Source organism: Halotia branconii CENA392, from assembly GCF_029953635.1.
Lineage (GTDB): Bacteria > Cyanobacteriota > Cyanobacteriia > Cyanobacteriales > Nostocaceae > Halotia > Halotia branconii.
The window spans coordinates 2,559,518-2,585,506 of record NZ_CP124543.1 but is presented as its reverse complement, the minus strand read 5'-3'; the positions used below and the strand labels follow the sequence as shown (position 1 = coordinate 2,585,506).

Sequence of the window (25,989 nt, the reverse complement as noted above, 5' to 3'; positions counted from 1 at the left end):
TACCTTGAGTGTAAATTATCTTGAGAGCGATCGCACCTTAACTTCAGATTATCAAAGCTTTAGCGGCTTGCCATTTGCCAAGCGTCAAGGCATCGCCTACATTTATTTTAGCAATTTGAGCAATTCGAGCGATCGCTGCTGGTAATTTTAGCTAGACGATAATTTGATTAAGTATTGAAAATAAGTGTTAAATATTAATGCAGAATCAGGCTTTTTATTGAATTTACTTCAGTAATTCTCAGATTATATTTTCAATCGTTAATAACTTTCAGGAGCCAATCAGGTGCTTACTTCAACCTTACTCGCTGCTGCTACTACACCCCTGCAATGGAGTCCTACAGTTGGGATTATTATGATTATTGTCAATATTATTGCCATTGCCTTTGGCAAATCTACCATCAAGTATCCCAGTTCAGAACCAGCCTTACCATCACCTAATTTATTTGGTGGTTTTGGTTTACCTGCATTATTGGCAACTACCGCCTTCGGTCATATTTTAGGAGTGGGCGTTATTTTAGGACTACATAACTTAGGCAGAATTTAGTAACGCTACAGGGAATTTGTAATTCCTAGTTAAGCTCATCCCACCCCTAGAAGGGACGGGATTTCGTGTTAGTGGTCAGTGGTCAGTGGTCAGTTGACGAGCGCTACTCACAACTGACTACTAACACCTGACGGCGACGGGGCGACTATTACGGACACCCCTTGAAGGAGTGGGTTTCCCGTCGCCTTTGATGAGGTTTGTAGTAATGATTTTAGTGCTTAAAAAAATAAGGACTAAAGTCCTTACTACAAACACTTATCACAAAATCAAGATTTATGTCAGTTTTAGTCCACCTTGGTAGCCAGTCACAATGCGGCTACCATCCTTAAGGACGTGAATCTCTATTTGGTCACTTGCCCAAGTAATTTGGTCGGCGAAAGCGGGGTTTAAGACACGAACCCGTTGATTGCTCGAAGAAACAGGAGAATCGGGAGAATTAATTGCCAAAGACTCTACAAAAGGCCCGTCAATCAAGATATCCAGTTGTTCTAACAAAGTCAGGGAATCTGGCGGCGCTGATTCTGACTGTAGTTGGTTCAAGGTGAATCCTGTAAAAGACATGACATTTAAACCAGCAGCTTTTACCTTGTGTGCCAAAGATGCTAATGCTGTTGCTTGCCAAAAGGGTTCTCCACCAGAGAATGTCACACCCGTATTTTGAGGTTTACTCAAAATCTTTTCGACCAGGGTATCAACAGCAATCAATTGGTTAATCTTAAATGGCCAGGATTCAGGATTAAAGCAGCCAGGACACTCACGGGGACAACCTTGTACCCAGATAACAGCACGAGAACCAGGGCCATTCACCTCTGACTCATCAACATAACCCATGATATTTAGATAACCAGGGGGGATTTCTATGAGTTCTGGCGATGGGTTGCTTGGCTTAGTTTCCATCTGTTTCCTTCTTTTAACCTTACCTGTTAACCGTTAACTATAGCGAAGTTCCAGATAATAATGCTGTTACAAGTATTTCCCTTTAGCTGGCTACTCGCAATTTTAACTCAATCTGATCAAGCAACTTCTAAGCGATCGCTCCACGCTTCATATCGTGTCCGGTCAAAGACTTATTATTAAAACCGCAGGGGGGCAGCACTTCGGCTTACTTCGACCGCCCCTGATTTCAATTTCTCCTACTTCGCCCTCATCACATAAAGTTCCGTCTTCAGATACTAAACGCGCGCTGAAATCACTCAACGGTTTACCTAAAGAAATAGCTTGACAACCATTCGCCGAGGCTTTTAAGAACTGTAACCAGACCAACTACCAATTTGAACACTAATCCAAGTAGCCCAAGCAAGAGAAAAAGGAGGATTTGGTTTATTATTAAACGTCGTAGCCTTTGAATGGACACGATCGCCGCAGCGGCAGAATAACTGGCAACAAAGAATTACATCTAGTCATTAGCGTTAGCAATATAGGCGCTCGCTCGCTCTGCTCACAGTCTGCACTCACTTTATTTATCCAAGGAAATAAAGAAAAATAATTGCCATCATATTCAAAAGTCTCTAAAGTAAAAATAACTTGTCAGCCAAAGTTTTAGTATTGATTTCCCTCAATTAAATTTGAGAGAAATATCATCAATAACTCTAGAGCTTTTAGATAGAAACTTAAAACAATACACCAGTGGAACTCTCTAACAAATCTGAATATGCACTTCTAGCGCTGTTAGAATTAGCAAATTGTTACACCAGCGGCGAATCTTTGCAAATTCGACAAATAGCGGCGTTGCAAAACATACCAAATCGCTACTTAGAACAATTACTGGCAATTTTAAGGCGTAAAGGTCTGATTAAGAGCATACGCGGTGCTAAAGGTGGTTACATTTTGGCACGAGACCCTAAAACAATTACACTGCTTGAGGCTTTGAGTTGCATGGAAGGGTTAGGTACATTGACGCAAAGCGGCTTGTCGCCAGACATCGCCCCTAGTTGTGATATCAATACCAAAACAGTAGAAATTCAGGTAATTCAAGAAATGTGGCAAGAAGCTTGTCAGGCGGCTAATGCCGTTTTACAAAAATATACCTTACAAGACCTTTGTGAACGGCGATTAATTCATCAACAAAAAGAAATTATGTACTACATCTAGAAATAACTTGATATAGGACTCCTATTTGATTAAGGAACACGATTCAGTACATATCTATCCCTTCTTAACTGTTCCCTGTTTCCTGTTTCCTGTGGGTGCATCCCAGTTTTTATTTTCCAATGAGATAATAACTGTCATTGCGAGGAGGAACGACGAAGCAATCGCATCGACTCGCTCTTAGTTGGAGGATTTTGCGATTGCTTCGCTTCGCTCGCAATGACATTCAAAAAAGTGGGATGCTCCCTTGCCCATCGCTGTGCTTACCTCAATGGATTATTGTCAGTTTGAGCCACTTCAAAAACTGAGATGCTCCCGTTTCCTGTTCCCTACCTACACAAATAAATTCACCGAATCAAACCGGATTACTATACCAAATACCTACTAAGTAAGTCGGTGCAGTAAAACCAAACTATGTAACGAAAAGTAAATAATGCTTCAACTCTTTCTCCTTCTGCCTTATTCCAACAATAATTATTTACGCCGACCTACTTAATTCATTGGCTTCTTTTGTTGCGAAATCGAAAGAGTGTAGTTATATTGTCGTTTAGACAATTCGCCTATATATAGCGAGTATTTTCCTTCCTGCCAGTAACCAGACAATTCTGGCTTAGTTTCAGAGTATTGATCTGCTAAAACACAGAAACGACCTCCGGGACCATCTATTAACATTGTTGGTTGTCCAGGACTATCTACTGTTAATCGCAAATAAGGCAGTGATTCTTTGACCTGAATAATTTGACTGGGTGCATCAGGAATGTTGCCGCAATCGCTTTGAACTGAACCCCCAGATTTACCCTTTAAAACTAGCGGATCTGACTGTAATTTGGAATTAATTTGGATTGATGGTACTTCAGCCCAAATAGGCTTAATAAGTGCCAAACTAATCACTAAAGCTGCGGGAACAATTGTAAACCGTATATAAGTTTTCATTTTAATTAATGCTCCCGACAATTTTTAGAGCAAGATTAATATAAATAGTCTAGTTTAACAGTTACCAGTTACCAGTCAAAAGCTACTTGATAACTGTTCACTGATTTAATAGACGATGGCAATTCGCCTATGTTCCTTATAACTCTGAACTATCCCCACATCCTAGAGATGAAAATTTGCGTCGGATACATCAAATTGGTCGCCCACAATGGAAACAACAAAGCAGATATCATAGACGTTCCTTGTCTGAAACAGCGATGTTTCGACTCAAAATTATTTTTGGAGGTAAGCTAAGACGACGCTTTGCGTGACAATCAAGCTGTTGAATTATTCCTGCAATGTGCTGCACTTAATCGCATGATTCAATTAGATAAACCAGATACCTACAAAGTGGAAAAATAATTATTAACTCTGCTAATAGTTGGTGTGTCTTTTTTCTGTTTCATGCAACAAAGCCAGACGTTTATATCATTTAGCCCGCGCCCTAAGTATTGCATACTCTGGAACATTATTCTGCTCAAAGGGTGATTTTTCGTTCTTCTCAATGCTTGATACTTGAGTCTTGAACTGCAAAAACTATCAAAACAACCAAGTGATGAAATCTGATCGATTAGAGATGCAAGACCCCCGGCAGCAATATCCCGTTCCACCCTTTCCCCAACAACCACAGCCCGTACCAGGACTTGCTCAAAAGATGCAGCCCCAACCAGATCACGGTGAGCAAAGCTACGTTGGATCTGGAAAGCTTGCAGGTCGCAAAGCATTGATCACGGGAGCCGATTCTGGTATCGGACGCGCTGTTGCAATCGCATTTGCGCGGGAAGGTGCTGATGTGGCAATCGCCTATCTTAAGAGCGAGTCGGCTGATGCCCAAGAGGTGATCCAATTGATTGAACAATCAGGGCGCAAAGCGGTTGCGCTTCCCGGTGACATCACCGACGAGTATTTTTGCCAGAAGTTGGTCAAAGATGCAGTGGAATCTTTAAACGGTTTAGATATTCTTGTAAACAATGCTGGCGCACAGACATCTTACCCCTCAATTGGTGACATTACAACTGAGCATTTTGATCGAGTGATGAAGACAAACCTCTACGCGCTATTTTGGATTACCAAAGCTGCCATTCCACATCTTAAGCCTGGAGCATCAATTATTAATACCACTTCTATTCAGGCATATCAGCCTTCAGCGAGTCTGCTTGATTATGCGATGACGAAAGCGGCTATTGAGAATTTCAGCAAATCTCTCGCTAAACAGATGATCGAGAAGGGAGTGCGCGTTAATGCAGTCGCACCCGGTCCGTTCTGGACACCGTTACAACCAAGTGGTGGTCAGACCCAGGACAAGATCGAGAATTTTGGTTCTGAAGTTCCGCTCGGAAGACCCGGTCAGCCTGTAGAAATTGCTCCTGTGTATGTGTTGCTTGCTTCCCAAGAAGGCAGCTACATCACTGGAGAAGTTTACGGTGTAACAGGCGGCATTGGGATTGCATAGTTCAAAATGTTGAAACAACTTTAGTAGTCTGCTTTCGTAAATTTTGCGTTGTGGTTAGCTCCCAGTGCAAAGGGCTAGCGTGTACACACAAGTCTTTTAGAGTTGCTGTGTAACGTCAGGTGGGTTAATTTTTGCAGGCCAGTACAATGGCATTGTCAGTCGAGACATTGGCATTGTCAGCCGATACAATCGCATTGTCAGTCGAGACATTGGCATTGTCAGCCGATACAATCGCATTGTTAGTCGAGACATTGGCACTGTCAGCCGATACAATCGCATTGTTAGTCAATGGGGCAGAGAAGAAAACTGTATAAATTTCTCTTCTGCTCCCCTGCCTCCTTGCTTATCATTTATTTCTATCAGGTGGTTTAGGAATTATAGGAATGCTGATTTCTCTGGCTCTAAAAGCAAGTAGCTTGGGTTAATAATACGAGTGGCAAAAAGTATAGTAAGTAAACACTTTGAGCGACTGCATATCGTTTCCAAGCCACAAAAAGTAGGACGAGCCGATTTATTAATTGCTACCATTACTTTGGCGAATCAAGCCGCATTGGTTACGCGAAATCTTCGCCATTTTAGTTTCCGGTTCCGTAATAGCAGATATATTATACTTTGTTGACATAAATTACTAAAAAATAAGAAAACATGGAGAACATTATTAATTTTCATCAGGACTTCAACAGATTCGTGGAAGATAGCTGTTATGTTCTTCCACAAATGCAATTGCCAATCTCACCTCTTCAATATGTATTGCAGGAGAAGCTTGTTAATCAAGATGGTCTTTGGTTAGAGTTTGGTGTTGCTAGCGGACACACCCTAAATTTAATCTGTGAGTATCGGTTACAAGGAACTGTTTACGGGTTTGACAGTTTTGAGGGATTACCATCTGATTGGCGTCCTGGATTACCTAAAGGAGCTTTTAAGCAACCAGAATTACCCCAAGTCAAAAGCAATGCAACTCTCATCAAAGGTCTTTTTGAAGATACTATTCCTCGGTTTATTGCTGCTCACACCCAGGAGTATATCTCTTTGTTGCATATTGATTGCGATCTTTATTCATCAACTAAAACTATCTTCTCTTATTTAGGAGAAAAACTCACACAAGGTTCAATAATCGTTTTCGACGAGTTGATCGGATATCCGGGATTTGAGGAACATGAGTTAAAGGCTTTTTACGAATTTGCTCTAGCTTGCAAGAAAAAATTTCAATGGATTGGAATCAATGGAACTCAAGAAACTCAAGAACTATTTGAATACGCCCAGTACGGCTCAATGGGTGAACCTTGGTTTACTCAAAATGTTCCACTCAAGGAGCGTGTTGCCGTCAGAGTCGTTTCTTAGAACCTATAGGACACTGGTGCTATGACGTTCTATTTCACTTAAGTTTGGAATCTCTCTAATCGTTCTGGAACTGCATAGTACTTTGGCGATCGCAGTTAATTTTGGGCAGTGATCGTGATTGACAGGTGCTTCTAGCCCAATTAATTATTCAAAGCGATCGCCTACGGCGGATAAAAGCGGATCGGCAGCAAATTTTTGGTGGTATAAATGCTTAAAAAGATACTTATGAAAAATTACTACAAGACAAAGCTTGCACTTTTTAGTCTGGGAGTTTTTTTGCTACTTTTTGCTATTGGCAAACCAGCAATAGCGCAAAATTATCAAATCGATCATATTCGTGGTAACGTTTACCGTTTTACAGCGGGAAATTATCGTTCCGTGTTTATGGAGACTGATAAGGGAATAGTTGTCAGTGATCCTATAAGTAAACAAGCGGCTACATGGCTGAAGCAGGAATTAGCCAAGCGTTTTAATAAACCCATTCGCTTTGTCATTTATAGTCACAATCATCCTGACCATGTTTACGGTGGAGAAGTTTTCGATGAACAAGGCGTTGAGTTCGTCTCTCATCGGCTGGCTCGTGAAGATTTAGTACACACTAAAGCAAAGACTCAGATTCCCAATCTTGTTTTTGAAGATGAAATGGTGCTTTATATCGGTAAAAGTCTTGTGCGCTTGCGCTATCACGGCAGAAACAATGGACGTGGCTCAATTTCTATGCTGTTTGAACCTGCTGGTGTTTTGCATGTGGTGGATTGGATTGTTCTAGGACGAATGCCTTATAAGGATCTTCAAGGTTACGATATTCAAGGAATGATTGCTTCGACTAAAGAAGTGCTAGATATGGATTTCGATGTATTTGTAGGCGGTCATGCCTCGACAGGTCAAAAGAAAGATATCAAGCGATACCTTAATTATCTGGAGACACTTTATAACTCTGTCCGAGATGGCATACTTGCAGGCAAAGATCTCGCCACACTTCAGCAAGAAATTCGGCTCGACGACTATCGCGATTTGCCTATGTATTCCGAATGGCTACCTCTTAACATTAAAGGAGTTTATCGTACATTAGTAGACGAATCTTATCTGCTCATGCGTCCCGACGTGCCGCATGAACAGCAATAAAAAAAGCAGCAACGCTATTTTTTAAATTGGTTAATATAGTTTGATTTTTTTAAAACCAGATGGGGAATAAAATCAGACAGCATTCATTTTCCTTGCTTGGTTGGATAATCAAGATGACGATGCCATAATCCGAGGCGTTAGCTGGATTACTACATCTGATGAGTGCCGTTGTTCATCTCGTAACAATGTGTATCGAGAATGGGAGTATAATTTCTTCCGGGATATTGGTTTTCGTATAGCCTGTGGAGTTGAGAACTTGTTTAAGGTAGCCACAACAAAGCATTCTGTTATGTAAGGGTTTTTCCCTATTCACGCAACAACGCTCAAAGGTATTGTAAAGGAAATTTATTTTAATCTTAAGTTAAATTTATCCTTATTTTTACCAAAAGATTAAATAATTATTTTAACCTCAGTTGTATTAAAATTTAGTTTTTTAAATTAATTAAGTTTCTAAACTTTGTTGATTTAAACTTTGACGGAAAGCCCCTACAAGTTTTTGAGAATTAGGTGAAATTATCTTCATACATAACAAATTAACAACGCCAAATAATATCATATCCGGCTTATTAGTTATGAATCCCGCATCTGTGCAAAAATCTAAAAACTCTTTCTCCCTCTGCTCCCCGTAGGCTGAGCGAAGTCGAAGCCTGCCCCCTGCGGTCTTAATGATAAGTCTTGACCCGAACACGATATAATTTTTGACCTGACATTTATTCTATTGCAGATATCGAAGTAATAAAATAAACGAAATTTTTATCATTAAACAATTTTCCAACCAAAAAACAAAAATTTTTCCACAGGATTTTTTAATATGGTTCAAGTCAACTTTAATGTTTGGGGTAACGGTTCTATTAACCGTTTGGGGCGCATTATTTCTGATGCACCAACATACGTGGTTATTCATGGTTATCAAAGTACTGCCGGCAACGCAGGTAATAACTACCAACCCGCAGATTGGATAGGAAACATAGCCCAAAACATTCGACAGCGCGAATCTAATTCCAACATTATTTTAGTAGATTGGGAAGAAGGAGCTAATTCTTGGTGGTATCCTACTTCTGCTGCTAGAACGCGCGATGTCGGTAATCAGTTGGCTACCTACTTAATCAACAATGGCGTAGATCCTACTTACACAAGCCTAATTGGCCACAGTTTGGGGGCGCACGTTGCCGGATTTACTGGTTCTGCTTATCGGGCATCTACTGGAAGTTCTATTGCTCAAATAGTAGGACTAGATGCGGCTGGCCCCAGTTTTGAAGGCAAAGCAGCCAGCGATCGCCTAGATCCAACTGATGCCACTCGCGTTACAACTTTGCATACAAGTGAGACTTTGGGCTATGATGCTCGGTTAGCTACTTTGGATGTCTATGTTAACTGGAACGATCAATTTCAGCCCGGACAGTGGAATTTTGCTGGTAATCATAGCTATGCCCACACTCTCTATACACAATTGCTCCAAGGTAATAGCTTTACCCAGCCTAATGGCATTCTTCTAAACTTGAACACATTAGTCAATGCTGGATTTACTGGGCAGAACGATGCCAAAACTAAAAATAATCAAAGCGTTGTTGCTCTTAGTCTTTTAGGTACTGCTAATAACGACACACAAGCAGGTGGTGCAGCCAGTGATACTATTCACGGCAATGCTGGAAATGACTACATTACAGGTGGTGATGGTAATGATTCCCTGTTTGGGGATAGTGGTAAAGATCTTCTCTATGGTGGACGTGGTAACGATTCTGTCTTCGGTGGAACTGGAAACGATCGCCTGTTTGGAGATGAAGGTAATGATGTGTTGACAGGAGTCAATACAGCAACAGGAAAAGGTTTTGGTGAATTTGACTCTTTGACTGGTGGTACTGGAAGCGATCGCTTTGTCCTAGGTGCTACTGTAGGTGTTTTCTACAGCGATAGTGATACTAGCACCTCTGGACTTAGCGACTATGCTTTAATTGCTGACTTTAATGCCTCGGAAGACACGATCCAACTATTTGGCTTTAAATCTAACTATACCTTGGGATTAGTACCTGCTGGCTTGGCTACAGGTACAGCCTTGTTCCTGAATGAAAGTAGTTCCGAATTAATTGCCATCATTCAAGGCTCCACCAACCTTAGCCTTAGTGCCAACTATTTTGTAACTATTTAAGGTAAAGTGGCGAAAAGTTCATTTGTGCCGGATGCGAGTATCATTTCAATTGCTTAGATTGACTCGTAGATTTTTCAGTGCGCTTAATGAATGCCCTGTTGCTCCATTGCTCGTTGTACACCTGTATCCTCACGCAGATGTTGATAAAAACGGTATAAATTAGGATAATCAGATAAGGATTTGGGTAAGTTGTTGCCCCAACGCGTCATGGCAAAGGTATATGGGTCAGCAATTGTGCGGCGATCGCCTACTAGATAATCTTTGCTTTCCAGGTGTTTATCCAAATGCTGATACACGCGATCAATCAAACGATATGACGCTTGTTTAACGGATTGCCTATCTGTCTCACTATCATTGGTGGTGTAGCGCTGTGGTGCAAAGAAAGGGAAAAAGGCAGGGTGAACATCGCCAGTCAGAAATGCCAGCCAGCGATCGAGTTCGTAAGCATCCTGTAGCGTACCATTATCACCTAGCTTGGCATTTGGATATTTGTGAGCCAAATATTTCAGCAGCGCATCGGCTTGGTTCATCACGCCACTGTCACCATCGATCATCGCTGGCACTTGTCCCAATGGATTTATCTTTTGATACTCTGGATCGCTCGGTTTTACATGAAGCAGTTCGTAAGGTTCCCCGATCCATTCCAGAACAATGTGAGGTGCAAGCGCACAAGTACCCGGAGCGTAAAATAGTTTGATCATAATGCTTCTATATTGATAATCCCAGTTTAACAATGGAGTTTCGGTATATGTTTGGCATCTGCTGTCGCCAGTTGCGCTTTCGCAGCGATCGCGCTGTTGATTCACTCGAAAAATAAACTTTCACCACACCGATGAATTAATTGTGCAATCACTCCTGTCCAACCAGTTTGGTGGCTTGCTCCTAAGCCAGCGCCATTGTCGCCATGAAAGTACTCATTAAAGGTGAGCAAATTTCGCCAATGAGGATTTGTCTGAAAAACCTCGACGGAACCGTAGACGGGTCGCCGACCGTTGGCATTTTGTTGAAAAATACTTTCAAGTCGTTTTGACAACTCGATCGCCACTTCCCTCAGCGTCATCCATTGTCCGGAATTAGTTGGGCATTCTACTTTGTAGTCATCTCCTAAGTATTGATGAAAGTGGTGTAGGGCTTCGATAAGCAAGTAATTCATCGGCAACCAAATTGGACCGCGCCAGTTGGAATTGCCACCAAATAAGTTGTTTGTGGATTCAGCCGGTTCGTAGTCCACCTGATACTCTCGGTCGTTGACGTGCATGATGAAGGGATGAGCGGCATGAAATTTGGATACAGAGCGAATGCCATACGGACTTAAAAACTCGCGCTCATCTAACATGCGCTCTAAGATGCGCTTTAGCTTCTTGCCATCTAAGATTGCTAGTAAACGGCGCTGGTGTTCGCCTTTAGTTTGCATACAGGCAATTCCAGTTGTCAGGTCTGGGCGATTTTTAATAAACCAATCGGTTCGTTTGCGAAATCCGCTGAGTTTTTTGAGGGTTTCTGGTTCCAGGGTTCCGATCGCAAACAAAGGCACTAAACCAACCATTGATCGCACTTTCATCGGAAAATGATGTCCATCTGGAAATTGTAGTGCATCGTAGAAGAACCCGTCCTCCTCATCCCAGAGGACAAGTTTATCGTTCTGACTTTTCACGGGATGTGGAAAAGGGGAGTTGGTTCGCGTATGATTAACGCGAACCAACTTTTATTGTTGACGATATTTGGAGGTTTCTTCGATTAAATCTTTCAAACCAAGGTTTAGAGACTCAATGGAGCGATCTAAAGCTTCAATTTTAGCGCGACGGGTAATTTGCTCAAGGGCATCTATGTAAGCTTGACTACCAGCTTTACCCAAATGCTGATATCGAGATAATTTACCATCGGTCTTTGTGGGAAAGATTGGGGAAGAAGCCTGTAGTTTGTAATACCAATAATTATCATTCCGCCCCTTAGCTTGATAGCGAACAATCCAACAAGAAGCAGGAGCGACCTTACCCAAAGCGAGTATCGAATGAATTTCTTGCTCAAGGCGCTGTTTAATTTTGACTACCGCGTCTACACGTTTGGCTAAATCATCTTGAATTGAAGATTTTGGCGACTGAGGCATATAACAAACCGGGCGTTACGGTTCGCGGATAATTTACGCGAATTATTTTCTGATGGAGTCAGGTAGGTGTTTACCGTTTGAAGCGAATTATTTAAGATTTTGGTGTAATAGCCAACCTTGGCACAGGGTTTCTAACTCTAACCAACCTCTCCATAAAACCTGTATACCAATGGCACTGTTTTTTCGATGTTCTAAGTATCCCCCCAGGCGGGCGATAGCGCGGATTGCCCAATCAACGGTAAATTCGATATCTTTTTTGAATTTAGGCGGGCTACTAGCTAACAGTACATCCATTTGTACTTGAGTTAACACCACACTAGCATCAAGGTGCGGGCAGTTACGGTGTAAGTACGTCATTCGCAATAGCTGTGCGGCAATCACAGTTAAAAATCCCAACATCGTTGACATACTCTCACCAGCTAATCGGTAGCTTTCAGCCTTACACCCCGATTTGAGAATTTTATGATACTCTTCAACTCGCCAACGATACGTATACCAACGGAGGATTTGTGCTGCTGATTGTTCTGAATCAACTGATTCAGTAGTTAGTAGCATCCACTCTACTGGTTCACAATTTTCTGGACAATTAATTTCTCTGGCATAGACTGCATAAACATGAAAACTGCCTTGATTTTTCAGCCTTGTTGGCGAACTAATTGATACTGGACAATATCTGACTTCTAAGGTGGCAGTTCTGGCATTACGCTTTTTAGTTTCGGCTAGTCCAACGTCTTTTACAAACTTGACAGCAGTGGAAGTTACGTATGACCATAAATGCTCATTCTCTCCTTCTAGACAACGGTTGTGTGCCGCCCTGACTATTACACCCGCGTTTTTAGTTTGACTGATTTGGGCGAAGACTTCTGCAATATCACCTTCTCGGTCAAAGACATGAATTATCTTCGACGATAATCCCCCTAGTGGAATTTCTAAAGTAGAAAACTGTTTTTCTATCTTTGAGAAAGCCTCAACCCATCTATAAGATTCTTTCTCTTTAAATTCTTTATTTCTTTTGGCTTTTCGCTCTTTTTTTAGACGCTCTTTTTTAGCTTCTTGGCTTTCATTAATCGGCTGTGAAGCTTTATGCTCTCTATGCCACAGCTTCTCCCACAATAACCCTAATGGCTGCCCAAAATCAGGTTCTATAGCTAAACAGCTATGTAAAATTAATCCATTTCCGCCATTACCTATTGGGCCGTATTCTTCTCTTTTGTCTAATATTTTTTTATAATCTAAAAAAGTTGTATCTCCTACAGCTAGCACCACAGGAGCGCCGTTTATTTCTTGGGCTGTTTGTTTAAAGTAAGGTTGAGTCAATTTCTCAAAATTTGTTTTTGGATTAGAGAAAAATTCGTAACCACGTTTGAGGTCGCTAGCAGTTTTAAATATTTTCGATAAAGGCTGACCATATTTTACCGATAAAAGTTCACCTATAAATGCTGCCCTTTGGGTTAAACGTTTGTCTCCAAAGTTACACTCCTCATACAGGTTCTTCTCTAAGATTTTCATTTGCACTCATTGACACACCTACCACGACAATATCTAAAATCACAAGTTAATTCTCTGGCATTGGTTCGCGTAAATTTTACGCGAACCAACTCCCCTTTTCCACATCCCGTGAAAAGTCAGGTTTATCGTTACCCATTCCATTCATGGCATCGGCAATTCGCAGAAAATGCTCGAAGAATTTACTGGCAATATCTTCGTAGATAGGTTCATCCATAGCCAGTTCTAGGGCAATTGTCAGCATGTTTATACAAAACATTGCCATCCAGCTTGTGCCGTCTGCCTGTTCTAAATTGCCGCCTGTCGGTAAGGGGGCACTACGGTCAAACACGCCAATGTTGTCCATGCCCAAAAAGCCGCCCTGAAAAATATTTTTACCCTCGGCATCTTTGCGGTTAACCCACCAAGTAAAGTTGAGCAGCAGCTTTTGAAATACTCGTTCCAGAAATCGTTTGTCAGCATGTCCGTAAAATTTCTGCTCGATTTGATAGACCTGCCACGCTGCCCATGCGTGTACGGGTGGATTGACATCGCTCAGTTCCCACTCGTAGGCGGGTAACTGCCCGTTAGGATGCATGTACCATTCCCGTGTCAGGCGTTGCAGTTGTTGTTTGGCAAAATCTGGGTCAATCATTGCCAAGGGAATAGTATGGAATGCTAAATCCCAAGCGGCAAACCAAGGATACTCCCAGGTATCGGGCATGGACAGAACATCATCAATATGTACATGCGCCCAATCTGTGTTGCGAACATTCCGACGCGAATTGGGGGGAGTCAAAGTCGCAGGGTCGCCTTTGAGCCAATCTTCGATGACGTACAGATAAAACTGTTTGCTCCACAGCATCCCGGCAAACGCCTGCCGCTGGATAATCCGTTCGTCGTCGGATAGTTGAAACGGCGTAATCCGCTGATAGAATTCGTCGGCTTCTTTGATGCGAACGCTTAAAATTTTCTCGAACTCATCGCCAAACGGATCGGCAATATTAGACGAATCTGCCAGCCGCAAGCGTACAGTTTGCGTTGTACCGGGCGGAATCATCAATTTGTAGTCGGCAGCAAATTTTGTGCCCGTGTGGTTCGGATTCACTGCATCTTGGCGATCGCCGACTAGATACTCATGGAAGCCATCTTTAACGTAAGGTGAGGTATTTTTCACACCATACAACCGCTGAAAATTCGTTTCATTCTCAGTAAACAAAAGTTCTGTTGCACTTTGACAGTAAAGCCAATAATTGCTCGTGTCAGTATGGGACGCTTCAATGATGCTGAAATCTGCTCCCGATTTCAGTTCCTTCAGTATTGGTTTTTTACTTTTTCCATCCCACGACCAAGTATTACGAAACCAAAGCGACGGCAGCAGATGCAATGGCTTGGTCTGGGAACCGCGATTGGCGATCGTGATTTGAATTAATATATCTTCAGCAGAGGCTTTGGCGTACTCAACGAACACATCAAAGTAGCGGTCTTCGGCAAAAACACCAGTGTCAATCAATTCAAATTCCGGTTCTTGCTTGCTGCGGCGACGGTTTTCTTCAACTAGTTGAGTATAAGGAAATGCTTGCTGCGGATATTTATACAAGAATTTCATGTATGCATGAGTTGGCGTATTGTCGAGAAAAAAGTAGTACTCCTTAACATCTTCGCCGTGATTACCTTCGTTGCTCGTTAAGCCAAACATCCGCTCTTTGAGGATCGGGTCTTGTTCGTTCCATAGAGCGATCGCAAAACACAATCGCTGATGATTGTCACAAATTCCGGCAATGCCATCTTCGCCCCAACGATAAGCACGCGAGCGGGCATGGTCATGGGGAAAATAATCCCAGGCCGAACCATCAAGGCTGTAGTCTTCGCGCACAGTTCCCCATTGCCGCTCGCTCAGGTACGATCCCCAGCGTCGCCAGTAAGCTTTGCGGTCTCGGTCTTCTTGCAAGCGTTGTTCTTCTGCTGTCATAGTTCTTTTAATTTACACTCTTTGAATGAATCACTATCAACAGGCTTTTTTAGGGAACTCCAAAAAATAAATTATCCCAATTTCTAGACTCAATACGACTGTTCCTCCCCCTGCCTTAAATGCGATGGGATATTTTTTTAATTGGAAGTCCGCGGGGATTACGAGAACAGTTGTGTGGTATCTGTGTAAAATCTAACGGAAGTTACTAAACCCGCGGCGTTGCGATCGGTGAAGGCGACTGCTCGCAAAGTTACAGCTTCTCCATCTTGACGTTTGTAATGGTTCAAGGCTTCTAAAACAAAAAACAAATCGCTGCCGTAAATGTTCAATAAGTCGTGTTCTAAGCTATCAAATGTCGTCCAGTAATTCGAGAGAAACGGAATAATCGCCTCTTTGCCTCGAACGGGAGGATGATTGTTGGAGAGCATAACGCAATCCTCTGTAAGGAAGCTGCTATACAGTTCCAAATTTTTGGTATCTATAGCCTGTAAATACGCGAGATACCATTCGTAGTTCTGGGGCGAAAGTTGATTAATTCTCAGCTTGTCAGTTTTCACAGGCTTATTGTTCCTGATAGTTCCATAGCAAGCCACCGTCAACATAAAAGGTGGAACCTGTGATGTAATCAGCATCAGATGAAGCTAAGAATGCTACTAAGTTTGAGACATCCTCTGGTTTGCCTAACCTTCCCAGGGGAATATTTTTTAGCACAGCGTTGAGTTTTTCTTTGTCTTCGAGTAAATCTTTGTTAATTGGTGTGGCGATCGCCCCTGGAGCAACGTTATTAATTGTGATTCCTAATGGACCTAATTCCACTGCTAAATTTCGCATCATCATCTTAACGCCGCCTTTGCTGATGCAATATGTAGTGAAATGGGGAAATGGTAGTTCTTCGTGAACTGAGCTAATGTTAATGATTTTGCCAGGACGATTTGTTTGTTTGAGATGCTTCACAAAAGCTTGAGCAGCGAAGAACACACCTTTCAAATTCACATCCGTTACCTTGTCATAGTCTTCTTCACTCACGTCCCAAAAGTCTGCTCGTTTTTCCAGTCCAGCATTGTTCACAAGAATGTCTACTTGGCCGAAGCGTTCAACACTTTCACTAATCAATCGTTGAACTTCACTAACTTGCCCTAAATCAGCTTGAATTGTTGCTCCGACATCAGATTGCGCCATGTGACATTTGCCGCCTGCGGCCTGCACTTGATTTAATGTCTCCTGCGCTCCTTCAGGATGAGAGCGGTAGTTAATTACTACACTAGCTCCATCTTGAGCTAGGCGAATCGCGATCGCTTGTCCGATCCCTTGACTACTGCCCGTTACCAACGCCACTTTTCCATCTAGTTTCATCAAGTTCTCCTTTTACAGTTGTGGTGATGGTCTATCCACCTACCGTAAGCGATCGCAGTCAGCGGTATTTTTGCAAACAGCTTATTTGGGTTAATAACTGCTTTCTCAACCTAAAAAATAGATAATTCTGTATCGATCAATAGTCATCTATTCCCAAAGATGCTTCAATTTCTATTTGACTGTCTTTATAGAATACACGTAAGCACCTACATCAGTTCCGTTATTTCGATTTCGTAGCCTACCATCCTTATCAAGCTGTGCATACTTACCAATTTCAAAAGAGCCAATGTCAATCGCTGGTGAGTTAGATGTCAAATGAAAATTATTACTATTGAGATTGACAAACCCAATTGAAGCAACTTTGGTATTATTCCAATGGCTTAAGTTCTTGATCTCATTTCCAGTTTCATAAATATTCACAAATTTATCTGTGAATAAGTTGTGATCTAAGGTCAAATTATTTGCATTTGCAAAAAAAGCGTTGCGGTAGGTATTATTTGCCAAGATATTGTTACGAACTAGAATGTCATGAGATTGATAACCTCCATAGAAAGAAGTACCATCGATCACAATAGCTTGTACATTCTTAGCAATAGTATTGTTAACAATTTCAACATTGTGTACATTCCCACTCACAACAATACCAGTGCCGCCATTGACCCCTAATTGTCCATTGCCATAAATAACATTGTTATAGATTTGGATGTTAAATACATCCCCTAGACTTGGGACTTCATCTGCAATCACAATTGCATCAGCAATATTACCAAAGACTGAATTATTGTAGATGCTCAAGTTAAAAACATCAGCTCGATTTCCATCAACATATATAGCAGGACCACCATTGTAACCTCTAGTCGGTGTACCAGAAATTAGCGCTTGACGAGTTACTGTATTATCGTGGATAGAACCATTGCGAGAACCAACTTTGATATCCATACCTTCACGATTTCCATCAGTGAGAGTGTTATTCGCCACCTCAAAACCATCGACTCCCCAGATAGTTAATGCTTCTTGTGTGCCATCGCTATAACCGTTACCCAACCATCTCCAGTTAGCACGTTCAATAGTGTTATTGAGTATCTTTATATTTTTATTGCTAACTTCAAGTTCTCCACCACCATAGTAAGTTTCAGGTAAAACGATAATGCCTGATGCGCCAGTCTCGTAGGTGTGATTATTTTGAATAATTATGTTGTTAGCATTACGCACGGCAATTCCAGCCCAAGATGTGTTTTCAATACGGAAACCATCAATAAGCCAATAACTTTTGTTAGCTGATTGAATTACTCCTTCTCGAAAGCCACCATTTATTGGATCTGGATCGCGCAGTATAACCTTACCATTAGCTTTGAGTGTAATATTGCCTAATTCGCTACTACCAGATTTACTTAAGGTAATCAGTTCAGTGTATGTCCCTGGTTGTACCAAAATAGTATTGCCTGCCTTGACAGGAGATTTATCGCTGACTGCATAGTTAATAGTTTGCCAAGGTCTATCACTAGTGCCGGGATTACTATCGCTACCGTTCGATGAGACGTAATATAAAGTACTAGAATTATAAGCAAGTTTCCTTAATGGCTCTGCTGCACTTACATGAACAAATGGATCAACTCCAACGTTGGTCCAAATATATAACAACAGGGTAGATAAAAAGCTTAAAAGGAAAAGGCGAACGAAGGAAAACTTAATTGCTTTATAGTTTTTATTTTTAATCATCTATAGGAATCCGGTTTGATTTGGTGAAATTACTTGTGTAGGAAGGGAACAGAAAACAACGCTCTTTGAGGTGTACTGAATTTTTTCAAAAATCAAATATGAGTCCTATATTTATTTTTGGGATACAGTGAAGATTTTCCCATTGATTGCCACAGTTGACACAATATTTTAGCTAACACTTTCCGCTGATAGTAACTTCGAGTCCCAAGTATAAAGTCCAATTTCTCCAGGCACTCTTGAGAATCGTCCTGTGCGATGTCCCCGTGATAATTCTTTCAGCACCTTCGATTTAATCTGATTGAATTGTTGAGTATCAACTTCTCCACATAGTCCATTTATCACTTCAGCTATAGTGAATATTTTTCTGGGATTTTGTTGCAGCAAAGAACTAATGGCATCAATCAGAACTTGTCCTGAAAATTGTTCAACCATTGGGATCAGATTGGTTTTTGCTACTGGTGAAAGTTTGTTGTTTTTACTCTGCTTAGAAGAACTACTACGATTGGTGTTGAGCAATTTTAAGTCCAGAGTGTAATACCCAGGCTTACCAGGAACAAGTGACCATTTACCTGTTTCTCTGCCATGAGTCAATGATGAATGGACTCTACCTTTAACTACTTTCAAAGCTTTTGGCTCCAGATCACCATAGAGCGATCGCACAATAAAACTAATGTGACATACTGTCCCAGCATGTTTTTGTAACACCTTCAGAATTGCTTCAGTGCGGTTGAAAGATTGATATTCCTGCAACATGGGAATTTCTGACCAAGAGAGCGCTTTTTCTGGAGATTTTTCTGATAAATCGTCGTCCTCTTTTGATGTTGAAGTAATCTCCAACAATTCCAGCGGTGGATTAACAGTGGTAGCGCTATTTACTGGTGGTATCTCGATATCTAGAAATTCCTCGAATGAAGTCTCTACTTCTAAATCGTTTGTTTCGCCAGAATCTACTGAGTTGTCTGACGGCTCTGCGGTGCTGCTGTCGTCTTCAAAGGGCAAAGTTTCTGAGATGGAAGCGACTGGTTCAGTAACTTGTTCACTAAAACCCCAGCCGGATAACAATGCTTCTACGTGATTGAGATTTGCTAAGGCTTGTCTGTACAGGTTTTCGTAATCTTCTGTTAAACGACCATAATAATCTCGTAGTTCCAGCAGGGGAGCAACAAAAGCATCAGGAGGAGAAGGTAACTTTGATTGATTATCCATATTTTTGAGTAGTCATACCATTTCACGAAAATCCTGATACACACGAAATATTTGAAACAGATGATTGGTCTTTAATTCTTTCCCTCTGTTCCCTGCTCTTTGCTTCCCTAGTGCCTATTTGTATCAAATTTAAAGTGAAACGATATGACTCCTGTATTCTTTGCACTAATTTTAATTAATATGCGAATGGTACAGGATTGTTCTGCATTCATGCAACAAAGCCGATCTAAATCGTTAGGCATTGCTACTATTACTGCACGAATAGTTGACCAGCCCAATAATTTAGCTCCTTCAGTACGAAGTTGACCATCTAGGTAAGGTATAATGACCATTTCCCTGTGGTACAAGAATTACTGCTGAAATTTGCCCATGTTTTTTTTAGTAATCGTGCTTTTGCTTGTATCAGTTCTGGTGTAATTGTTTGCCGGGGTTGATGAGAATTAGAATCGATTAGAGCTAAATCAATTTCTGCTTCTTTTGATTTATTTTGCAGTTGTTCTTGGAGTTTTGGCAGTTCATTCTCTAAATCTGGAGATTGAGCAGTTCTCAGTTTTTCTATTTCTGCCTGAAGTTCAGCGATTTTTTGCTTTTGGAAAGAAATTTTCTTAAATCAAATAAAGATAGATTCATAAATACGATTTTGTACTCTTAAAGTTCCCTGTTGCTTGACTATTAGTCCCGACAAAAGCAATTCTCTTTCCTCGGAACTATCAACTGCAACAAGCTCTGTTTGATGCAAAATTTGACGGTAGAGTTCTAGTAGCCGAACAGATTGTTTGCTTTTGAGGAGGCGATCGCGGATGGTTCTAAAATGCTCTGGTTCATCCTGTGATTCCCAATTTTCTATCACCTGAGTTCGCACTAAATTTTCAATCCATTCAGCTTCTTTATGGGTAGGGATAGGAGATGAAGAATTGCGGATGAGTTTACAGAGCTTTTGAGTTAAAAAAGGCTGACCACTAGTCCAGCCTAACACTTCTTTTAGGACTGTTTGAGGATTACTCACTTTGTCTGCTAATCCCTGAAGTAAAGGTTGGGCTTCATGCTCTTTAAAACCTTCTAATTGAATAGTCTGACCGATGTTAAAGGGCGTTCTTTGGTAGTCAGTAATTAAATCGCTAGGAGTAGCAACTCCAAACAAAGCAAAGGTTAAATGTTGATACTCTGGATTAATACTGCGCTGATTATAGCAGGAGCGAATCAAAGCGAAAAAGTCATTAACTGGAAAATGCAAGCCCAAAAGATTATCAATTTCATCAATAAAAATTATCAAATTTTTAGTAATAGGGTTATCTTTTTGGGCAGCTTCAACTAGCAAAACTTCTTCAATAAATTGACTCAACCTTTGAACTGGAGAAATATCTCCTTGCTCTTGCCACCAAGTTTTTAGATTAACCTTTCTTAATAAACCAAAACTTCGCCATAACTCTACTGTCAAACCTTTGTACCATTGGTCAGGTGTGACGTTTTCGCTACCAATCCGGGTCAAATCGATCGCCCCGCAGCTAAATCCCTCATGCTGGAGATGGTGTATCATGCGTACCATCAAGCTTGACTTGCCCATCTGGCGAGGATTGAGAATATAACAAAACTCTCCCCGCTTCAACGCCTTGTAGAGATAACGGTCTGCTGAACGCACTACGTAAGTGGGAGCATTCATCGGTAAACTTCCTCCCACTTGATAGTCAAAAGTGGAGGGTTGTTCGGCACTTCTAAGCAACTCGTTTTCAAAAAGCAGTTCGGCTTGGGTGGCTTTGAGAATTTCTAAGGTTTGTGAGAGTTCTTGAGTGCGTTCTTCGACTCTCAGCTCTAGATTTCGGTTATAATCCTCCAATTGACCGTAGAGACGGGCATTTTCTATGGAGATAGCAGCTTGAGCAGAAAGAATTCTTAAAACTTCAATGCGATCGCTGGTAAATGCATCTGTAGTTAAATTGTTTTCTAAATATAAAATACCGCTGAGTTTGCCTTGATGTAACAAAGGAGTACAGAGAATCGATTTGGGCTGAGTGGCGACAATGTAGGGATCGCGGATAAACTGTTCTTCTTCAGTAGCATTACTAAGAACTACATTTTCTTGAGTACGGACAACATAGTTAACGATCGCAACTGGTAGGATAGGTATCTGACTCTTGCTATCTACAGAGTCAATGGAAAGCGATCGTGGTAAAGTAACGTCATCAGAACCTACTGTACTTTGGGCTGCGATCGCCCATTTACGATCTTTTTCCAGTATCAGAAAGCCTTTTTGAGCGCCGCCATTTTCAATTACAGTTTTCATTAACTTAGCTAGCAGTTGGTCTAGTTTAATTTCGCTAGCTAATACTTGAGATGCTCTGGTAACTGTGACGAGATCGAGGGCTTGAGGATTTGTACTACTAGTAGATTCAGTTGTCTTAATGCTTTGGTTTTCTTTTCGATCGTTTATATCCATTAGAAACTGTGGGTACTCCGATTCTAGAGCTTCAACTTTGGCTTTTGCACCCCAGCAAGAATAACAATGATGGGCATTTCTTAGATATAGTCGTCCTATTTCTTCTCTACCCAGAGACAGATAAAATTCTGCTGCGCGTTCGTAAGCTATGGCTTCTTCGTGAATAAATTCAGCTTTCTTAGCACCTTGAATTGCCTTTTCATAAAGTTCTTGAGCTTGCCAATTTTCTCCTAATACTCGTGCTTTTTCTGCTTCTACTAAATCGTATTTATTTTGAAAATTTACTGGGCAATTACCAGCCCATATTTTCATATCCTGCTGATTTTTTTCTACTTTTTCTAATATTTGTTTTTGCTGCTCTAGAGAAGAATTTTGATGATAAGCTAGGAAGGAAAGAGAAGAATAGAAATTATATTGTGGTACAGTTAAATGCGAGCCAAGACTTTCAATATATTTTTCTGTCTCAATTGTATTATCAAAAGCTTTGTGTACATTTTGGAAAATATAGTAAGCTATTGTTTTGTTTAAATAGAAAATGAATAGTAGCCATTCGTTACAAGTTTCAATATATTTTTTTATATTATTTTCTTCTTCTTGTCGAGAATCTCCAATCAATACAAGTTCCTCATTATTAGACTTTGCTATCAAAATTTTAACTACTTTTTGAAGTATTTTTATATAATCAATTAAATATTGTTGCTTATTTATTTTCAGAAAATTACTATATTTTATTTGATCGTTTTCAACTTGTTTTAAATCATCTCCTCCAAAAAATTTTATTAAGCAGTAATCTAAAGATACATAACCAGAATACTCATACTCTCCTCTATTGATTCCTTTATGAAAAGTACTTAATAATTTATCTCGTGCTATTTGTTCCTTAAGAAATGTTTTCCAGTGCCAAATAAATCCATAGTATACATGAATAGCCAGAGATTCCGATTGAGGTATATCAAATTTACTTAGCAACTTTATAGACAATTCTCCAAACTTATATCCATAATTGATATCCTTTATTACTCCACACAGAAGTAGCCCATAAAAACTATAGGTAACAGCAACTTGGGGATAATTTCCATATTTAATACAAATATTAAGTAGAGTTAATATTACTTGAACAAATAAAGAAAAGTTTGTAGTAAACGTAGGCGCTATCATCTGCTGTAATATTTGTATAGCTGCTAGTTTGTATTTATCCACTATTACAGGCAGATTTACTAAATCTTCGTTATTTTTATTTCTAAAGAATAATTCAATATATTTTTGTTGTAGTTCAATTTTTTCATATATATTGATAGATTGATTAGAGATATCTATTCCTAGTTTTGATAAAATATTCAGGGCACTATCTATTGCTTGATGACTGTCGAATATAGCAAAATAATACTGTACTTTTATTCTGTAAACTTCGACTAAATCGAGAATGTCATTAGCTTTTTTTATAATTATTCCTGAAAATTTCTCAATTTGTTCAAACTTATTATTTAGGTAGAGTAATTCTAAAGTTTCTACGTAAATTTCTAAAGTTAATTTATACTGTTTTTCCCAACTATTTACTGCTAATAATCCTAAGCAAGTTTCTAAATATTTTAGAGCAGGTTGATAAGCTATTGATACTTTTGCCTTTTTCCCAGCTTTAAGATTCAATTTGGCTAAATTATCTCTTTCTGAGCGCTCAGTAATTAATTCAGCTCCTTCGTTCAATTGATTGACAATATCAAAAATATTTTCTTCTAATTCATTTTCTTGAGTATTTTTGAGTAAGAAATAACCTACTTGCAAATGAACTATTTTTTTATCATCTTTTGGAATCAAAGCATAGGCTGCTTGCTGAACCCTGTCGTGCAAAAACTTGTAGGGGATATATTTAGGGATTTCTGAAGTATCTCTCGATATTTCTTCTTGATTCCAAAGCAGAGGTATTTTATAGTCATTATTCAGGGGTAAAATTAAACCTGACTCTAATGCTGGATGAAGTTCTCTAGCTGTAGTCAATTGAGATTTATTATTGATGACAGAGAGGATTTCTAAATTAAATTGATTGCCAATACAAGCGGCTAAATGTAAAATTTTTTGAGTATTTTTATCTAATGCGGTAATTTTGTCGATAGTTAGGTCAACAACATTATCAGTTATTCCTACTTTTTCGATTTCTTCAAGATTCCAGTGCCAACGATTTTTATTATAGTCAAATAAAAAAAGTTTTTTCCTATACAAAAATTGGAGTAATTGAATTAAAAAAAAAGGGGTTCCTTGAGTTTTCTTAGTTACTATGTCTGTTAAAGGTTTTGATTCTTCTGTAGAGCAATTAAAGGTATCAGCAATTAATTGGTTAATGTATTTGGTTTTCAATGGTTGCAGCGAGATATGATTGACCCTAGCACCTTCTTTTTCAAAATGCTCTAAGACTTGCATCAAAGGATGAGTCACATCAACTTCATTATTTCGATAGGCTCCTATTATTAATAAATATTCACTGTCATAATCGGTTATTAATAGCTCAATTAACTTCAAAGATGCTAAATCTGCCCACTGTAGATCGTCCAAGAAGATAACTAAAGGATGTTCTTTTTTAGTAAAAACGCGAATAAATCTTTGAAAAAATAAATTAAATCGATTTTGAGCTTCGGTTGCTCCTAATTGCTCGACTGACGGCTGTTTACCGATAATCTGCTCCAATTGAGGAATAACATCCATAATAACCTGAGCATTAGGCTCTAAGGCTGCTAAAAGTTCTAGTTGCCAAGTTTGTAGTGTCGCTTCAGTTTCGGTAAGTAACTGCCGTATTAAGTCACCAAATGCTAAAGCGATCGCCGCATAAGGAATGTCTCGCTGCAACTGGTCAAATTTTCCGCTAATAAAGTATCCTCGCTGGCGTAATATTAGTTTATGAATTTCATTAACCAAAGCGGATTTGCCAATTCCTGAATAACCAGAAACCAGCATAATCTCACTGCTGCCTTGACTAACTCGCTCGAAAGTAGTTAATAGTTGTGTGATTTCTTCTTCTCTACCGTAAAGTTTTTCGGGAATAACAAAGCGATCGCAAATATCCTGAGTTCCTAAACAAAACTCGTCAATTTTCCCTAAACTCTGTAAGCGATCGCGACAGTTTTCCAAGTCGGCTTTGATTCCCCAAGCACTTTGGTAGCGTTCTTCTGGGGTTTTTACCAACAATTTCATTACAATGTCTGAAACGGCTTTAGGTATTGGTTGAGTTGGTAAATTTAATGTTGCTACAAGTTCATTTAAAGGAACAGGTTGTTGAGCAATATGACAATGAACTAACTCTATCAAGTCAGTGGTGGCAAAAGGCAGTTTATTAGTGAGTAATTCATAGAAAGTGATACCCAAGGAATAAAAATCGCTCCGGTAATCTATTCCTCGGTTTATTCTTCCAGTTTGCTCTGGGGCAATATAAGCTAAAGTTCCTTCTAATCGTTCAATATTGCCAACTGTCTGAATTTCCCTAGATAAACGGGTAGAAATGCCAAAGTCGATGATTTTCAGTTGTTCTGTTGCTGGGTTAAAAACGATATTAGAAGGATTAATATCTTTGTGGATAATGTTAGCTGCATGAATAGCAGCCAAACCTTCAGTAGTTTTAATAGCTATAGAGAGAAATTCTTCGAGAGTAAATTGGCGTTGATTGCCCATTAATAATTTTAAAGATTCACCGCCAAAGTCTTCTAAAAACATGACTAGACTATTTTTATATCGCAGCAAATCATACGCCTTAATAACTCTATCGGTATTTAAGGAGCGGGTCACTTCATATTCCTGCTTGTATCGAGTTAGTTCTGAAGGAGTTGGATAGTTTTCTTTGAGAATCTTTAAAATAACGGGTTGATTATCAGGCTTGAGAATGGCTCGATAGACTAATGAATTAGCACTTTCATAGATTTTTCGGCTAATCTGATAATCTGCTTTAATGTTGTCTGGCTGCCGATCCATATGAAGTTTGCTAAAAGCCTGGAATCCTTTTTTATACAGGCTTTCCAGGATTTTATCATAACGTCTAAATTTTAGGCTACAGATAGTACT

19 protein-coding genes and 2 pseudogenes are annotated in these 25,989 nt (G+C 40.0%); 9 read left to right on the top strand and 12 right to left on the bottom strand.

Annotated elements, in window-relative coordinates; all coding sequences use genetic code 11:
- Window positions 1–4 precede the first annotated feature (4 nt).
- Window positions 5–145 carry a hypothetical protein gene (locus QI031_RS11370; RefSeq protein ID WP_281485266.1) on the top strand — a complete coding sequence of 47 codons (141 nt, stop codon included), beginning with the start codon at window positions 5–7 and terminating at the stop codon, window positions 143–145.
- Between the two features lie 138 nt (window positions 146–283).
- Complete coding sequence (gene psaK / locus QI031_RS11365; protein ID WP_281485265.1) at window positions 284–544, top strand: photosystem I reaction center subunit PsaK; 261 nt, start codon at window positions 284–286, stop codon at window positions 542–544.
- 273 nt (window positions 545–817) lie between these two features.
- On the opposite strand, the gene QI031_RS11360 is transcribed toward psaK, so the two are convergent.
- Window positions 818–1,441 carry a 4Fe-4S single cluster domain-containing protein gene (locus QI031_RS11360; protein WP_281485264.1) on the bottom strand — a complete coding sequence of 208 codons (624 nt, stop codon included), beginning with the start codon at window positions 1,439–1,441 and terminating at the stop codon, window positions 818–820.
- A 729-nt stretch (window positions 1,442–2,170) separates the two neighbouring features.
- On the opposite strand from QI031_RS11360, the gene QI031_RS11355 reads away from it, so the two are divergent.
- Window positions 2,171–2,635, top strand: a complete 465-nt coding sequence (locus tag QI031_RS11355; RefSeq protein WP_281485263.1) for an RrF2 family transcriptional regulator — start codon at window positions 2,171–2,173, stop codon at window positions 2,633–2,635.
- A 489-nt stretch (window positions 2,636–3,124) separates the two neighbouring features.
- Here the strand turns inward: QI031_RS11355 and QI031_RS11350 are convergent, their stop codons facing one another.
- On the bottom strand, window positions 3,125–3,565 hold the full coding sequence (locus tag QI031_RS11350) for a hypothetical protein (protein ID WP_281485262.1): 441 nt from the start codon (window positions 3,563–3,565) through the stop codon (window positions 3,125–3,127).
- Between the two features lie 140 nt (window positions 3,566–3,705).
- Here QI031_RS11350 and QI031_RS11345 point away from each other — a divergent pair.
- The 6 genes and pseudogenes from QI031_RS11345 to QI031_RS11320 form a co-directional block, all read left to right on the top strand.
- Window positions 3,706–3,967 (top strand): annotated as a pseudogene (locus QI031_RS11345) (IS5/IS1182 family transposase); the annotation flags it as partial.
- A 193-nt stretch (window positions 3,968–4,160) separates the two neighbouring features.
- Entirely contained in the window at window positions 4,161–5,057 is an 897-nt protein-coding gene (locus QI031_RS11340; protein WP_281485261.1) for an SDR family oxidoreductase, read from the top strand.
- A gap of 131 nt (window positions 5,058–5,188) precedes the next feature.
- A complete protein-coding gene (locus tag QI031_RS11335; protein ID WP_281485260.1) occupies window positions 5,189–5,371 on the top strand; it encodes a hypothetical protein in 183 nt (60 codons plus the stop codon).
- A gap of 331 nt (window positions 5,372–5,702) precedes the next feature.
- A complete protein-coding gene (locus QI031_RS11330; protein WP_281485259.1) occupies window positions 5,703–6,398 on the top strand; it encodes a class I SAM-dependent methyltransferase in 696 nt (231 codons plus the stop codon).
- Between the two features lie 276 nt (window positions 6,399–6,674).
- Window positions 6,675–7,523: an MBL fold metallo-hydrolase gene (locus QI031_RS11325; protein ID WP_281485258.1), complete on the top strand. Its 849-nt coding sequence runs from the start codon at window positions 6,675–6,677 to the stop codon at window positions 7,521–7,523.
- Between the two features lie 811 nt (window positions 7,524–8,334).
- On the top strand, window positions 8,335–9,669 hold the full coding sequence (locus QI031_RS11320) for an alpha/beta hydrolase family protein (protein ID WP_281485257.1): 1,335 nt from the start codon (window positions 8,335–8,337) through the stop codon (window positions 9,667–9,669).
- A gap of 83 nt (window positions 9,670–9,752) precedes the next feature.
- Here QI031_RS11320 and QI031_RS11315 read toward each other — a convergent pair whose 3' ends face one another.
- From QI031_RS11315 to QI031_RS11270, 10 genes and pseudogenes are all read right to left on the bottom strand, one after another.
- Entirely contained in the window at window positions 9,753–10,370 is a 618-nt protein-coding gene (locus QI031_RS11315; protein WP_281485256.1) for a glutathione S-transferase family protein, read from the bottom strand.
- Between the two features lie 101 nt (window positions 10,371–10,471).
- Window positions 10,472–11,323 carry an MGH1-like glycoside hydrolase domain-containing protein gene (locus QI031_RS11310; protein WP_343217851.1) on the bottom strand — a complete coding sequence of 284 codons (852 nt, stop codon included), beginning with the start codon at window positions 11,321–11,323 and terminating at the stop codon, window positions 10,472–10,474.
- Window positions 11,324–11,374: 51 nt separating this feature from the next.
- Window positions 11,375–11,776, bottom strand: coding sequence for a hypothetical protein (locus QI031_RS11305; RefSeq protein WP_281481374.1), 402 nt, complete (start codon window positions 11,774–11,776; stop codon window positions 11,375–11,377).
- Between the two features lie 87 nt (window positions 11,777–11,863).
- Window positions 11,864–13,285: an IS4 family transposase gene (locus QI031_RS11300; RefSeq protein WP_281481373.1), complete on the bottom strand. Its 1,422-nt coding sequence runs from the start codon at window positions 13,283–13,285 to the stop codon at window positions 11,864–11,866.
- 124 nt (window positions 13,286–13,409) lie between these two features.
- A pseudogene (locus QI031_RS11295) lies at window positions 13,410–15,233 on the bottom strand (MGH1-like glycoside hydrolase domain-containing protein); the annotation flags it as partial.
- Between the two features lie 158 nt (window positions 15,234–15,391).
- Window positions 15,392–15,790: a nuclear transport factor 2 family protein gene (locus QI031_RS11290; protein WP_281485255.1), complete on the bottom strand. Its 399-nt coding sequence runs from the start codon at window positions 15,788–15,790 to the stop codon at window positions 15,392–15,394.
- A 4-nt stretch (window positions 15,791–15,794) separates the two neighbouring features.
- A complete protein-coding gene (locus QI031_RS11285) occupies window positions 15,795–16,586 on the bottom strand; it encodes a glucose 1-dehydrogenase (protein WP_281485254.1) in 792 nt (263 codons plus the stop codon).
- Between the two features lie 171 nt (window positions 16,587–16,757).
- Window positions 16,758–18,227, bottom strand: a complete 1,470-nt coding sequence (locus QI031_RS11280) for a right-handed parallel beta-helix repeat-containing protein (protein WP_281485253.1) — start codon at window positions 18,225–18,227, stop codon at window positions 16,758–16,760.
- 246 nt (window positions 18,228–18,473) lie between these two features.
- Entirely contained in the window at window positions 18,474–19,511 is a 1,038-nt protein-coding gene (locus QI031_RS11275) for a hypothetical protein (protein WP_281485252.1), read from the bottom strand.
- A 610-nt stretch (window positions 19,512–20,121) separates the two neighbouring features.
- Window positions 20,122–25,899, bottom strand: a complete 5,778-nt coding sequence (locus QI031_RS11270; RefSeq protein ID WP_281485251.1) for an AAA family ATPase — start codon at window positions 25,897–25,899, stop codon at window positions 20,122–20,124.
- Between the last annotated feature and the right edge of the window lie 90 nt (window positions 25,900–25,989).

Bases quoted from the DNA above. Each gene is read 5' to 3' on its own strand.
- QI031_RS11350 (WP_281485262.1), bottom strand. From the start codon at position 3,565: ATGAAAACTTATATACGGTTTACAATTGTTCCCGCAGCTTTAGTGATT.
- QI031_RS11330 (WP_281485259.1), top strand. From the start codon at position 5,703: ATGGAGAACATTATTAATTTTCATCAGGACTTCAACAGATTCGTGGAA.
- QI031_RS11315 (WP_281485256.1), bottom strand. From the start codon at position 10,370: ATGATCAAACTATTTTACGCTCCGGGTACTTGTGCGCTTGCACCTCAC.
- QI031_RS11340 (WP_281485261.1), top strand. From the start codon at position 4,161: ATGAAATCTGATCGATTAGAGATGCAAGACCCCCGGCAGCAATATCCC.
- QI031_RS11270 (WP_281485251.1), bottom strand. From the start codon at position 25,899: ATGGATCGGCAGCCAGACAACATTAAAGCAGATTATCAGATTAGCCGA.
- QI031_RS11285 (WP_281485254.1), bottom strand. From the start codon at position 16,586: ATGAAACTAGATGGAAAAGTGGCGTTGGTAACGGGCAGTAGTCAAGGG.
- QI031_RS11320 (WP_281485257.1), top strand. From the start codon at position 8,335: ATGGTTCAAGTCAACTTTAATGTTTGGGGTAACGGTTCTATTAACCGT.
- QI031_RS11300 (WP_281481373.1), bottom strand. From the start codon at position 13,285: ATGAAAATCTTAGAGAAGAACCTGTATGAGGAGTGTAACTTTGGAGAC.
- QI031_RS11360 (WP_281485264.1), bottom strand. From the start codon at position 1,441: ATGGAAACTAAGCCAAGCAACCCATCGCCAGAACTCATAGAAATCCCC.
- QI031_RS11305 (WP_281481374.1), bottom strand. From the start codon at position 11,776: ATGCCTCAGTCGCCAAAATCTTCAATTCAAGATGATTTAGCCAAACGT.
- QI031_RS11275 (WP_281485252.1), bottom strand. From the start codon at position 19,511: ATGGATAATCAATCAAAGTTACCTTCTCCTCCTGATGCTTTTGTTGCT.